Genomic DNA, 13,991 nt, shown 5'->3' on the forward strand with positions numbered 1-13,991 from the left:
TAGAAGAATGCTGTCAACTCCCACTCAACTATTGCGACTTTCTCAAGGACAACTTAACTTACTAGAAGCTTGTCCGCGTAAATTTCAACATACCTATCTCGAAAAACTTAATTCTCCCTCAAATCCAGAACAAGAAGAACGGCAAACTCTGGGTAGTCGTTTTCACTTGCTAATGCAGCAGCGAGAAATGGGTTTGCCAATTGATAGTTTCCTAGAAGCAGATGCTCAACTGCAAAGCTGGATGCTGGGTTTTGCTGATGCAGCACCAGAAATTTTAACGGCTGCATCTGATAATCAAACTTTCCGTGAAAGCGAACACTACCGCACTCTGCAAGTTCAGGATTATTTGCTCACAGTTATCTATGATTTATTGATTGCAGATAACCAACAAGCGCAAATTCTCGACTGGAAAACTTATCCTAAACCACCCAATAAACGCAAGTTAGAATCCAACTGGCAAACACGGCTTTATCTATATGTATTGGCAGAAACTAGCGACTATTTGCCAGAAAAGATTTCTATGACTTATTGGTTTGTCCAATCTGAGGGTAAACCGCAAAATATTAAATTTAATTACAGTACTACTCAACACGCACAAACAGGAAAGAAACTTAATCAACTATTAAGTCAGTTAACTAATTGGCTGGAAAATTACCAAAATAACCAGCAGTTTCCGCAAGTGGTGGAGGGTAGTAAAAACTGTGATTATTGTCAGTTTGCCAAACGGTGCGATCGCATACAAGTTAATGAAGAAGCAGTGAAAGACTCATTGCCAAATTTTGACAGTATTCAAGAAGTCTCACTCAACCCTATACATTAGAGGATGTTTGTAAAATCCAATCGGGGTATAAAGAAGTTATAACTTTTAAAATTATGTAAATTTATGTCAACCTTTGACGAAACTGAAGCAATTTATGTACGCGAATTAGGAATTGATGACATTGCTCCCGTTTATCACTTGGGAGAAAGCTTATTTACCAGCGATTTATACCCTTATTTATACCGAACCTGGGATGAATGGGAGGTGATTGGACTTTACAACACCGATCCAGAATACTGTCTTGTGGCTGAAACAGACGGAGAATTAGCAGGATTCATTTTAGGAACTATCATCACCAAAGCATCCTGGACTTATGGATATATTTTATGGCTGGGAGTTAGCCCGAAATATCAGCGTCGGGGAGTTGCAGACAAGTTGGTTGATAAAGTCGTCGCCCGGATGATTGAAGATGGGGCGCGCTTCATGTTGGTAGACACTGACCCTACCAATACTTCAGCATTAAAGTTTTTTAGTCGCAAAGGTTTTGGTAATACTCGCCAGCATATTTTCTTGTCGATGAATTTAAGCAAGCATGAATATTATGGCAGATTGATTGATTACGAACACCAAAAAGCTGAAAGAGCTGATTACAAGCGATCGCGTCCAGCAATTCGTGCCCGGAAAGCTGATAGTGTAGCTAATGAAGTCGTTCTCAATCCTCTAGCGAATGAATCTCCAATCACTGAGGAGCAATCTCCAACCTAACTTTTGTTAGGAGTAGCCCTTTCAAGGTGGGTAAAATTTTGGGACGATAGTTTCTCCGTGTTCTCTGTGCCTCTGTGGTTCAATAAATTACTTTCAACCCGTAGATGCATAGAAAACGCAGAGAGAAAAGCATGATAGCGATTGTTAATTTTGAATTTAGAGCAAAGTGGCGTGACTTATGTGTATAGAATTTGGGCGGGAAATCTGCGGCAATCTTGAGATTGCAGAATCGCGGGAGTGGTTAGTTACTAACGGTATTGGTGGTTACGCCTCTGGGACTGTGGCTGGTTTGTTGACTCGCCGCTATCACGGACTACTGGTAGCAGCATTAAAACCACCTTTGGGTCGCACTTTAATGCTGGCAAAACTAGATGAAACTGTCCTGTACGATACTCGCTCTTATTCTCTAGACACCAATCGTTGGGCAGATGGTATTGTCAATCCGCACGGTTATCAGCATATTGAACGTTTTTCTCTGGAAGGTACAATTCCTGTATGGCATTTTGCTATTGCCGATGCCTTACTAGAAAAACGGGTGTGGATGCAACAAGGCGCAAACACAACTTATGTCCAATATACTTTGCGTCGTGCTAGTCAACCGCTAAAGTTAACGCTCAAAGCAATAGTCAACTACCGCGATTATCACAGCGACACTCAAAGCAATGGTTGGCAGATGTCTGTTGAGGAGGTGGAACAGGGAATTTGTGTAACTGCTTATCCGGGTGCTGTACCACTATATCTACTGAGTGATTCACCTAAAGGCGATGCCTACGGCGGCAAGCTACGCAACGCTTCACGCCCTAGTGTATCTGTTGTCCACAATTGGTATCATGGCTTTGACTTAGCAGTTGAACGCTATCGGGGATTGAGAGATAAAGAAGACCACCTCCACGCCGCCACCTTTGAAGTTACACTGAATCCTGGGGAAGCGATGTCTACGACGGGCTGCGCCTACGCCATTGTAGCCAGCACAGAAAAACAACCAAATCTCAATGGTGAAGCGGCACTAAAGTTACGTCGCGCTCAAGAGCAGAAGTTAACAGGATTTTGGAAAACTAATCGACCCCTGAAAACTAAGGAATCACCTAGCTGGATCAACCATCTAGTACTAGCTGCTGACCAGTTTATTGTCGATCGCTCATTGCCAGAAGACCCCTACGGCAAAACCATTATCGCTGGTTATCACTGGTTTAGCGACTGGGGACGCGACACGATGATTAGTCTACCTGGTTTGACAATTTCCACTGGTCGTCCAGAGTTAGCACGCTCAATTCTTCGCACCTTTGCCAGATACGTAGACCAGGGAATGTTACCTAATCGCTTTCCCGATGCGGGGGAGCAACCAGAATATAATACAGTCGATGCTACTCTCTGGTATTTTGAGGCAGTCCGCGTCTACTACAGCGCTACAGACGATGATACCTTGCTTGGTGAACTCTTTCCCATACTTGCAGACATCATTGATTGGCACTGTCGCGGTACACGTTACAACATCCACCTCGATGCCGCCGATGGCTTACTGTATGCAGGCGTTGCTGGTGTACAGCTGACCTGGATGGATGCCAAAGTTGATGATTGGGTAGTTACGCCCCGAATTGGCAAACCGATTGAAGTTAATGCCCTCTGGTATAATGCTTTACGGACAATGGCAAAGTTTGCCCGTCAACTTGGGAAACCACACCAAGAGTATGAGGCAATGGCAGAGCGGGCAAAGTATAGATTTTCTCGCTTCTGGAATGAAGAGACAGGTTATTGCTATGACGTTTTAGACAGTCCTGATGGTGATGATGGGTTGTTGCGACCTAATCAAATATTTGCTGTTTCATTACCAGAAAGTCCGCTCACACCTTCTCAGCAAAGGGGTGTGGTGGAAGCTTGCGGGCGATCGCTGCTGACTTCTTATGGATTGCGATCGCTTTCCCCCGATCATCCTCAGTATCAGGGTAAATACGGTGGTAATCAGTATCAACGTGATGGAGCCTACCACCAAGGGACAGTTTGGGGTTGGTTGTTGGGGCCGTTCGTCTTAGCACACCTGCGCGTCTACAAAAATCCCGAACAGGCTCGTCAATTTTTGGAACCAATGGCTAATCATTTGACTGCACACGGTGTTGGCAGTCTCAGCGAAATTTTTGATGGTGATGCCCCCATGACTCCACGGGGATGCATTGCCCAAGCGTGGACAGTGGCAGAGGTTTTGCGTGCTTGGTTTGCGACAATGAGTTGATATGCCGAACCGTGTTCTATCTACAAAGTCGATTTTGTCAAGAATTTTTAAGAAATTAACATCCTTCAGAAGAGGAAAGACGTAATGCTGAAGTAATCCTCAAAAGTTTATAGACACGCTTTAGTGTTAGGAGGAAAATATGGCGTCAGGAATGATGATCGAAGGCAAATAGACAACCGACATCCAAATCTGATTCTCTCTAAATAGTGACAAAGGCTTGTTGTTACCACCCCGCCTCGGAATCAATTTCGAGGATTAAAAATTTTAAGGTAATTCTCAGCAGAAATTAATTTAATTACTAGTAAATGCATTTAGATTATTATTAGATAAAAATTCGCGGATTTGAGATGGCAATTAAATAAAAATATTTAGCAATCTTTTTGGAATGGCTGCACTTTTCACTGTAGGTATGCAACAGAGGTAAGTTAAAATCAGCTATAACTAAAGATGTAGCGGTTAACAGTAACTTTACATTTAGCAGTCTGATTTTATGAGAAGAATTCAGAACTCAGGAGTCAGAATTCAGCATGAATTATGTACGAGTGGGTGATAGCGACGCGTAAAGCGAGTCTGCAAGGTCTGAATATTGCTTAAAAGCGAGTGGAATAGTGGGCGAAAAAAATTAAAATATTCTCGCCTTAAAACTCTATCCCTTTATGGGTAGAATATTCTGAATTCTGAATTCTGACTCCTGTTTTATTTTTCAAGCTTTATTAAACACCTAAAACGCAACCTGAACAGTGAAGCAAATCATCAAACTTGGGATAAATATAGATCCATGTTCCTTACAATTACGCCTCACGGTTGGTATTGCATCATTTTCAGCTTTGGTATTAGGTAGTCTTGCTACATGGACTAGTTGGAAAATGCAGCAAATTTTAGTTGATAGTCATAAATATAATATAGAACAAATTGCCAAGCGCTTGCCGCAAGATGTACAAATTTATAGTGAAATGATGCAACCTGAAACTGGGTTACAAAAAGCTATTAATAATTTAGCAAATACCAATACATTATTATGGCTAAAAAGTCCTGATAATAAAATTTTAGCAAAATCTACCACTTTGAATTTATTATCTGATACTACGGTAGCTGAATTAATTACCCTGACTAAGATGCCGATTAAACCACAAGTTTACAAAGTGAACCAAAGCTACTTTGTTCTATGTGGTAGTTCTGTACAAGTGCAAGGTAAATTATTAGGTGAGTTATTTGTAGTCAAGGATATTACCCGCGAACAGAGAATGTTTGTAGTAATGGTGCAGAGTTTAGGTATTACTAGTATTTTGGCAATTATTGTTTTAACTGCTGCGATCGCACTTTATATTAAGCGTTCTCTGCAACCTCTGCGTCAGCTAAATCAAATGGCTTCTGTGATTTCCGCTGAAGATTTAGGACAAGCGCAGCTATATCTTGATAATGCACCCAGTGAAGTTAAAGAATTAGCTCAAACTTTAACCATGCTGTTATCGCGCCTTTCCCAATCATGGGAGCAAGAACGAGAATTTGTCAGTAATGTTTCTCATGAATTACGCACACCTTTGACAATTGTACATGGTTATTTGCAAAGCGTCTTACGAAGGCAGAATAACTTAACCCAAACTCAACAAGAAGCTTTAGAAACTGCGGCATCGGAAGCTGAACGCACTATTCGTCTGCTACAAGATTTACTTGATTTAGCACGTGCAGATAGTGGTTACTTATATTTTCAAATGAAATCTTATGTGCTAAATGACTTGGTTGAAGAAGTTGTCATGATGGCAAAAAAATATAGCGATCGCACAATTACAATCGAGTCAGAAATTTATCCAATTGAGATAAAAGCAGATTATAGTCGCTTGAAACAAGTATTATTAAATTTAATTGATAATGCCATTAAGTATTCTGATGCTGATACACCGATAATTTTTAAGTTAGATCGGCTTCAAGATCGAGCCATTATTCAAGTTTGTGACAAAGGTTATGGCATTCCTTTACAACAACAAGCACGGATATTTGAGAGATTTTATCGTGTAGATGAATCTCGCTCTCATACTACTGGGGGTTGTGGTTTGGGTTTATCGATTGTTAAGACTCTTGTAGAAGGTATGGGAGGTAGTGTCAGTGTGGAATCAAAGTTAGGAGAAGGGAGTATGTTTACAATCAGTTTACCTACATATAGTAGCTCTATCTGATTTGTAAAAATGCACGGTGTTTAGATCCCCGACTTCTCAAAGAAGTCGGGGATCTAATTTTTCACAAATGATTTAGGATTGCTATAGTAGCTCTATCTGATTTGTAAAATTTGCAAGACTCAGATCCCCAATTTCTTGATTTTATTGCAGATATAGTACAGATTACAGATAAACTTGGCGTTGCTGAATTCCAGGATGAAAATGATTTTGCTTGATTTCAAAACCTTTGTAGATACTTGGTAATGTAACATTTCTACACCAAGATTCATACATCTAATCAGCAATGCCAGAAATTTAAGCATCGGGTAATCTATTTGGAAGTCACTCCGTTTCCTGTGAGAATAAAGGCAGCCCTCGTTTAACTGGCAAAGCGGGTTTGGGTTTATCGATTGTGAAACACCTAACCGAAGGTCTGGGAGGCAAAATTGCCATCCTTTCAAAGCCAGGTTATGGGTAGCACTTTTATTCTCACATCACCTGCTTTAGGAGCAAAAATATGACAGCACATATCCTTTTGGTGGAAGATGAAGTCAAACTGGCGCGATTTGTCGAATTAGAACTTAATAGCGAAGGCTACCGGGTAAGTGTCGCCCATGATGGCATTGCGGGCTTGACTCTGGCGCGAGACTCATCACCAGATTTAGCGATTCTAGATTGGATGCTTCCAGGGTTGACAGGTTTGGAAATTTGTCGGCGTTTGCGAACAACAGGTAGTACAGTACCAGTGATTTTGTTGACAGCAAAAGATGAAGTGAGCGATCGCGTCGCCGGATTAGATGCAGGAGCCGATGATTATGTAGTTAAGCCATTCAGCATTGAGGAACTATTAGCTAGAATTCGCGCTCATCTCCGGCGCACGCAAGAAACAGACGAGGATTTGTTGCAATTTGAAGATTTAAGCTTAAATCGGCGCACTCGTGAAGTATTTCGGGAAAAACGAAGCATTCAGTTAACAGCAAAAGAATTTGACTTATTAGAATATCTCCTTTCACATCCCCGTCAAGTATTTACTAGAGATCAAATTTTAGAGAAAGTTTGGGGTTACGATTTCATGGGTGATTCTAATATTATTGAAGTATATATTCGTTATTTGCGACTTAAGTTAGAAGAAAATAACGAAAAACGTTTGATTCATACAGTCCGTGGTGTAGGCTATGCACTACGGGAGTAATCGTAATGACTTGGTGATTTCGAGAAAAGCAACATATTCAAGATAAAAGAGGAACATGAAGAAAAAATGGGCTGTTAAACGACTGACAGTAAATCTTACAACCGAGGAAATGAAGAAACTTGAACAATACTGCGCTCTCACGGGAAGACCAGCAACAGATGTAATTCGAGAATTGCTCCGAGGTCTTGAGGTTGACAATACTGAAAACTCTGAGATAGAAACAGCAGACTCAACAATAACTGTTGGCAGTTGGTCAAAATCACAGTAAATATCGACTCGAATATAGCATTTACTAATCAGAATGAGGTATAACTTAACCTCACCCCCAACCTCTTAATAAAAAGAGGGGTTGGGGGTGAGTTTTTAATATGCACTTCATGCACCTGGGAACTTCTATATTCCGCCAAATTAACGTTTTTACGCCTTTTGCCTTTCCTATGTCTTAACAAGCATCGATTATGGGCATCATAATCCCAGTCCGAATACATCAGCTAGCAGCCAGAAAACTATTTGGCAGCAAGTTTTTCATTTATAAATATAGTATCAACCGATGGTATGTAGTTTTAGACCTTATCTCTTTGTTTCTCGATATAGTTTGTACGCTGTATTTCTTTTGGGATGTCTACAGATTCAATTGGGAGTAATCTGTAGCGTAGGTATTTGGATATTATCAGAAGCTCAATTACAAGCAGCCCAAGCACATCAGACCTGGAAATCACCTTTAGGATTGACTGAGCAAGTCACCACAATAAATCCTGAGTCAGCAGAGCAATACTCAAAACCACTCCCCTATCGATTAAAATCAACACCTATTTTGCTGGCGGCACCCGAAAACTTCAATCCTGATTTGCGATTACCGCCATCGCTACCCGAACCACCGCAGAATTCTAGCCCACCACCGCTACCCGAACCACCGCAGCCGAATTCTAGCCCACCAACAACTGCCACCGAAGCAAAAACACCGGATGCAGTTTTGGAAAGTATTCATACAGACTATCGCTATGATACAGACAACTTTGGCCAAACTAATTTTTTCTTAGAACCAACAGTTCAGTTTCGATTGAGAAATGGCAATAAAATATTTTTCAAGACAGGTTTTAACTTCTTTGAGCAACGCGGTGTTGAATCAATTACCAATTTTCCTTTGCAAGTTGGATGGCAAGGAAAAATTGGACAAGTGACTCTACAAACAGCAGCCGGAGTCGATGTGTTCAATCGTTTACCCACAGCTATCAATCTCAATGTTAAGGTGGATGCTCCGATTGCGCCGCCGCGAGTTTCGTCATCAGGTCGATTGCTATCGGCAGTAATAATATCAGGTAATTTAGAACAAGGGCCTCATAAATCTAATGCTCGAACTTTAGACAATCAAATTACTGTTTGGCGATTTGGGCCTGATTTATACTGGCAGATTGACCGTAATACCAGCTTATTTTCATCATTGCGTTTGGGTAATTACAACGATGGTAATTCTGAGGTGCAGTCTTTTAGTAGGTTAGAGCGCAAGTTCGGACAATTTTCTTTGGCAGCTAACTTATTCACTTGGAGTTACGATCGCGATTTAGAACGCACAAGCGGTTATTTTTCTCCACCAGATTTCTTAGTTTACAACGGTGAGTTAGCTTGGGAGGGAGATATTGCTCAATTCTTACGCTGTCGCCTTGCTGCCAACTTAGGACGGCAGCGACTTAAAGGAGAATTTGACAACGCCAATACCTATCAAACGCGCTGTACGGTAAAACTGTCGCCCAGTATAGAAGCAGACTTGGGCTATAGCTTTAGTAATGTCCGCAATCAAGAAACCAGCGGAAGTGCTTACGGTGGTAATTCCTTCACAGGACAGTTGCGGGTCAAATTTTAACAAAAAAGAATTCAGGAGTCAGAATTCTGTTTTTAAAATCCAAAATGGTATAAGGCTGGAGAATGAAAGCACCATTACCTGATAACGAAACACAGCGAATCGAATCTCTTTTGCAGTATAAAATACTCGACACTCCTTCAGAAGCAGCCTTTGACGACCTCACCCGTTTAGCCTCATATATTTGTGGAACTCCCATTGCCTTAATCAGCTTAATTGATACTAATCGTCAGTGGTTCAAATCAAAAGTTGGTTTGGATGCCCTACAAACACCCCGTGATTTGGCATTCTGCGCCCATGCTATTCTGCAACCTGAAGTTTTTGTTGTACCTGATGCAACAGAAGACGAAAGGTTTGCGACAAACCCCTTTGTCACCTCTGACCCAAATGTTCGGTTTTATGCTGGAGTACCGCTAACTAACCCTGAAGGATATGCACTAGGAACACTTTGTGTAATCGATCGTGTACCAAGAAACCTCTCTCCAGAACAACTTGAAGCATTACGAATTATTGGTCATCAGGTAATTAAGCAACTAGAAATGCGCCGCAATTTAGCAAGTTTGGTATTGGCAAGTGATACACGCAAACAGTCCCAGAAGACACGCAAACAATTTTTTCAAAGGATAGCTGGAGGGTTTGGGTTAGCATCGGCAGTTTTAGTTTTGATTGGTGTGATTTCTTATCAAAATACACATATATTGATTGATACAAATAACCAAGTACAAATAACCCAAGAGAAAATCAATAAACTAGAAGAATTACTGTCTGAGATAAAAGATGCTGAGACTGGACAACGCGGTTACATCCTCACTGGACAAGAAAGTTATCTAGAACCTTATCAAGCAGTAATTGGAAACATCGATCGCAAAATTGTAAAACTGAAGGATTTAATTGCAGATGAACCTAACCAACAAAAGCAGTTCGCAACTCTTGAATCTTTGATAGCTGCAAAACTTGCCATACTTAAGCAGACTATATACTTGCGTCAAAATCAGGGATTTGAGGCGGCGTTGCAGGTAATCCAGACAAATCAAGGAAAACATCTCATGGATGATATCCGCAAGATCGTCCATGAGATAGAAAATCAGGATAGAGGGTTGCTTCAACAACAGTCACAAGCTGCAAAAGCCAGTGCTAACAACACGGTTTTGACACTGGCGATCGCGATTTGTCTAAGTTTTTTGATTCTGGCTATAGTCTACTACTTTATTTACCGTGAAGGAAAAGAGCGGAAATTAACAGAGGAAACACTCAATCAAGAACGCAACTTTATCTCAGCAGTCCTTAATACAACCAGCGCTTTAGTAATAGTTCTTGACACGAAAGGGCAAATCGTTCGCTTCAATCAAGCTTGCGAACAAATTACTGGTTACTCATTTGATGAGGTGAAAGGAAGGCATTTCTGGAACCTATTTCTACTTCCTGAACAGGTAGAGTCGGTTAAAGCAGTTTTTGAGCAGTTGCGATCTGGTGAAGCGCCCAAAGAATACGAAAACTATTGGGTAACTAAGGATGGCAGTCAGCGGCTTATTTCTTGGACTAACACTACCTTGAAAGACTATGAGGGGCACGTTGAATACATTGTTGCTACAGGTATTGACATCAGCGATGTCTTTGAGGAACTTCGCTTACGCAAACGAACTGAACAGCATTTGAAAGCAGAGTATGTTACAACCCGTGTCTTGGCAGAGTCAACCACAATCAATGAAGCCATGCCCCAAATCTTGCAAGGAATCTGCGAAAGTTTGGGATGGGATTTTAGTGAATTTTGGATGCTGGATCGGCGAGCAAATCTACTGTCCTTGCTAAATGCATGGTATAAAATCTCCTTTGAGATGCAAGAATTTGACATCCTCAGTCGGCAGATTACATTTGCACCAGGAATTGGGCTGCCTGGTCGTGTCTGGGCTAGTCTTGAACCTGTTTGGATCGCTGATGTCGTTAAAGATCGGAGTTTCATTCGCTCTCAAATCGCTGCCGAAGCAGAACTGCATGGAGCTTTTGGTTTTCCGATCTGTAGTGGTAAAAAAATCATCGGTGTCATTACCTGCTTTAGCCATGAAATCCAGCAAGCTGACCCAGATTTGGCAAAAGTCATGAATTTGATTGGCGAGCAAGTAGGGCAGTTTATTGAGCGCAAGCAGGCAGAAGAACAACTCCAACGCCAAAACTTGCGATCGCAACTATTTACTGAAATCACCCTCAAAATTCGTCAGTCTTTGCAAATCAAAGAAATTTTCCAAATCACTGTCACTGAGGTACAAAAAATTCTCCATAGCGATCGAGTTTTGATTTATCAACCTTTGGCTGATGGCTCTGGAGCTACCGTGGTTGAGGCAGTAATTTCTGGCTGGCTGGCAATTAAAGATAAAGAGCTAGTCGATGCTTACTTTCAAGCCGAATATATCCAGCAGTACTATCTACAGCAGTACCGTCAAAAACCGAATCTGGGGCTTGCTGACTTGGATATAGCTGAAGTCCAAAACAACCATCTCGAATTACTACAACAATTTGGAGTCCAGTGTAATTTAGTCATACCCATTCTTGTCAAAGAAGAACTCTGCGGTTTACTGATTGTCCATCAGTGCGGCAGTTCCCGCCAATGGTCTAGCTTTGAAACTCATCTTTTACGGCAAATAGCCGACCAAGTAGGTATTGCCTTAGCCCAAGCCCAAATGTTAGATGCAGAAACTCAACAACGACGAGAACTCGAAATTGCTCGTCACCAAGCTGAATTAGCTTCTCAAACCAAAAGTGCCTTTTTGGCCAACATGAGCCATGAAATTCGGACTCCGATGAATGCTGTATTAGGCATGACAGGTTTAATGTTAGAAACTCCCCTAAATTCCGAGCAACGGGATTTTATGGAGACAATTCGCATTAGTGGCGATGCTCTCTTAAGCCTGATCAACGAAATTTTGGATCTGTCCAAACTAGAGGCTGGGGAAATGGCACTAGAAACTCTAGATTTTAATTTATCTACCTGTGTAGAAGAAGTATTGGAATTATTGGCTCCCTCAGCTCATCATAAGGGATTAGAAATTGCAGGATTAATCTATAGCAACGTCCCTACCCATCTCCAAGGCGATGCTGGCCGTCTGCGGCAAATTCTTATGAACCTGATTAGCAATGCGATCAAGTTCACCAGTAAAGGAGAGGTAGTATTACGCGCAGAATTGCGTTCGCTTTCCCTAACTACAGCCACCATCTATTTTGCGATCGTAGATACCGGTCTTGGCATTACCCCAGAAGATCAATCCAAACTGTTTAAGCCATTTACCCAAGTAGATGCTTCCACCACCCGCAAATATGGCGGCACAGGTTTGGGATTAGCCATCTGCAAGCAACTAGTAAGCTTGATGGGAGGAGAAATGGGTGTAGAAAGTCGCTTGGGGAAAGGATCTAAGTTTTGGTTTGAAGTAACTTTTGCCAAGCAACTTGACTCTATTTCCTTAGAAGGCGAACGCGAACTTTTGATCAATCGGCGCTTGTTAGTGGTAGATGATAATGCTACTAATCGCAAAATTATCTACCATCAAGCTACCCGTTGGGGGATGCTGGTGGATCAGGTTGCCTCGGCTAGTGTTGCTCTCAAAGCTATTCAGGAAGCTGCCAAGCAAAAAAATTTCTATGACATAGCTGTGATTGATATGCAGATGCCAAAAATAGATGGCATGACTTTAGGAGAACAAATTAAAGCAAATTCAGCGATCGCTGGGCTACCTTTGATTATGCTTACCTCTACTAATCAACGCGATGAAATCCAACGAGCGCTAAAAATAGGATTTGCGGCTTATTTAGTCAAACCTATTAAGCCATCGCGGCTCCTCGATACCATCATGACTATTTTAGGAACACAGATGCAAGAGGAGTCTGAAGTCAAAATTCAGGAGTTAGAATGGGCTACGCCCCGCTTCTCTAACAGAAGTCAGGATTTAAAACTGCAAAATTCTGAAAACAACCTCAACTATTATTCTTCTAGTTCGCGGCTTCCACCTCGTAACTCCCAAAAATTAAGAATTCTCTTAGCCGAAGATAATTTGGTGAATCAGAAAGTCGCTTTGAAGCAACTCAAAAGCCTGGGTTATAGTGCTGACGTTGCTGGGAATGGGAAAGAAGTTTTGCAGCTATTAGAAAAAATTCCCTACGATTTAATTCTGATGGATTGCCAAATGCCAGTTCTCGATGGTTTAGAAACCACAAAAGAAATTCATCGTTGGCAAGAAAACTACTTTGCTAGTGGTTATCGTCCGGTAGTAATTGCAATGACAGCTAATGCGATGAGAGAAGACCAACAAATGTGTCTAGATGCCGGAATGGATGACTATTTGAGCAAGCCAGTAATCAAAGAAGATTTGGCGGCGACGCTAGAGCGTTGGGGAAATGTGATATTCGAGGCAAAAGAAACAGCTGCCACAGAGCAAACAGTTTCTACAACAGATGTAGGTTCAGTTAACCTCCCAATTGATTGGGAACGTTTGCACCAACTCTCAGAAAATAACCCAGAATTTGAATTGGAACTACTGCAAATATTTGTTGAGGATATTCAACCTCGTCTAGAGTTAATTAAAATAGCGATCGCAGATCATGACTTTGATCAAATAGTACTCCAAGGTCATCAAATTAAAGGTTCTAGTGCCAATATGGGAGTTACAACCATGCATCTGGCAGCAGAAAAACTAGAACAATTAGCTTATAAACAAGAGCGTCGAGGTACTAGTAACTTAATCTTAGAGTTAGAAGATTTTATTAAACGCATTCAAGAGTTTTTAATGAAAACTCCTAACTCCTAATTTTCCACTTTTATCGAACATAATTCAGGAGTCAGGTGTTCGCCGAGCGCAGTCGAGGTGAGTCAGAATTCAGAATGAATTTTGTACGACACAACGACAGACGGTAGTTTAATCTTGACTTACCTCGACTTCGCTCGGCACAAGTCGCTCGATTACCGCGCAGCGATGCACTGAGCTTGTCGAAGTGTCGAAACTCAGTGCATCGCTGGGGGAAAGCGAGTCTTCTCTCAAGGGCGAACGAGC

Annotated in this window: 8 protein-coding genes; all 8 read left to right on the top strand. The window is 41.5% G+C overall.

Annotated features, from left to right (window positions below; translation table 11 throughout):
* The first annotated feature begins 7 nt into the window (after window positions 1–7).
* The 8 genes from QUD05_RS23485 (at window position 8) to QUD05_RS23520 (ending at window position 13,748) form a co-directional block, all read left to right on the top strand.
* The gene (locus QUD05_RS23485; protein ID WP_289798208.1) at window positions 8–820 is read left to right on the top strand and encodes a PD-(D/E)XK nuclease family protein; all 813 of its coding nucleotides are present in this window, start codon (window positions 8–10) and stop codon (window positions 818–820) included.
* A 63-nt stretch (window positions 821–883) separates the two neighbouring features.
* Entirely contained in the window at window positions 884–1,525 is a 642-nt protein-coding gene (locus tag QUD05_RS23490; RefSeq protein ID WP_289798209.1) for a GNAT family N-acetyltransferase, read from the top strand.
* A gap of 178 nt (window positions 1,526–1,703) precedes the next feature.
* Window positions 1,704–3,752, top strand: a complete 2,049-nt coding sequence (locus tag QUD05_RS23495) for an amylo-alpha-1,6-glucosidase (RefSeq protein WP_289798210.1) — start codon at window positions 1,704–1,706, stop codon at window positions 3,750–3,752.
* Window positions 3,753–4,492: 740 nt separating this feature from the next.
* Window positions 4,493–5,926, top strand: coding sequence for a sensor histidine kinase (locus tag QUD05_RS23500; RefSeq protein ID WP_289798211.1), 1,434 nt, complete (start codon window positions 4,493–4,495; stop codon window positions 5,924–5,926).
* Window positions 5,927–6,422: 496 nt separating this feature from the next.
* Window positions 6,423–7,097 (top strand): response regulator transcription factor, encoded by a 675-nt coding sequence (locus QUD05_RS23505; RefSeq protein ID WP_094351405.1) that lies wholly within the window; start codon window positions 6,423–6,425, stop codon window positions 7,095–7,097.
* A gap of 55 nt (window positions 7,098–7,152) precedes the next feature.
* Window positions 7,153–7,365 (top strand): CopG family transcriptional regulator, encoded by a 213-nt coding sequence (locus tag QUD05_RS23510; RefSeq protein ID WP_289798212.1) that lies wholly within the window; start codon window positions 7,153–7,155, stop codon window positions 7,363–7,365.
* Between the two features lie 282 nt (window positions 7,366–7,647).
* The gene (locus tag QUD05_RS23515; RefSeq protein ID WP_289798213.1) at window positions 7,648–8,958 is read left to right on the top strand and encodes a hypothetical protein; all 1,311 of its coding nucleotides are present in this window, start codon (window positions 7,648–7,650) and stop codon (window positions 8,956–8,958) included.
* A gap of 62 nt (window positions 8,959–9,020) precedes the next feature.
* Entirely contained in the window at window positions 9,021–13,748 is a 4,728-nt protein-coding gene (locus QUD05_RS23520) for a response regulator (RefSeq protein ID WP_289798214.1), read from the top strand.
* The last annotated feature ends 243 nt before the right edge of the window (window positions 13,749–13,991 follow it).

Origin of the sequence: Nostoc sp. GT001, assembly GCF_030382115.1 — a bacterium.
Lineage (GTDB): Bacteria > Cyanobacteriota > Cyanobacteriia > Cyanobacteriales > Nostocaceae > Nostoc.

Excerpts from the sequence above, each read along its gene's own strand:
- QUD05_RS23485 (WP_289798208.1), top strand. The coding sequence starts at position 8 with ATGCTGTCAACTCCCACTCAACTATTGCGACTTTCTCAAGGACAACTT.
- QUD05_RS23490 (WP_289798209.1), top strand. The coding sequence starts at position 884 with ATGTCAACCTTTGACGAAACTGAAGCAATTTATGTACGCGAATTAGGA.
- QUD05_RS23495 (WP_289798210.1), top strand. The coding sequence starts at position 1,704 with ATGTGTATAGAATTTGGGCGGGAAATCTGCGGCAATCTTGAGATTGCA.
- QUD05_RS23505 (WP_094351405.1), top strand. The coding sequence starts at position 6,423 with ATGACAGCACATATCCTTTTGGTGGAAGATGAAGTCAAACTGGCGCGA.
- QUD05_RS23510 (WP_289798212.1), top strand. The coding sequence starts at position 7,153 with ATGAAGAAAAAATGGGCTGTTAAACGACTGACAGTAAATCTTACAACC.
- QUD05_RS23515 (WP_289798213.1), top strand. The coding sequence starts at position 7,648 with ATGGTATGTAGTTTTAGACCTTATCTCTTTGTTTCTCGATATAGTTTG.
- QUD05_RS23520 (WP_289798214.1), top strand. The coding sequence starts at position 9,021 with ATGAAAGCACCATTACCTGATAACGAAACACAGCGAATCGAATCTCTT.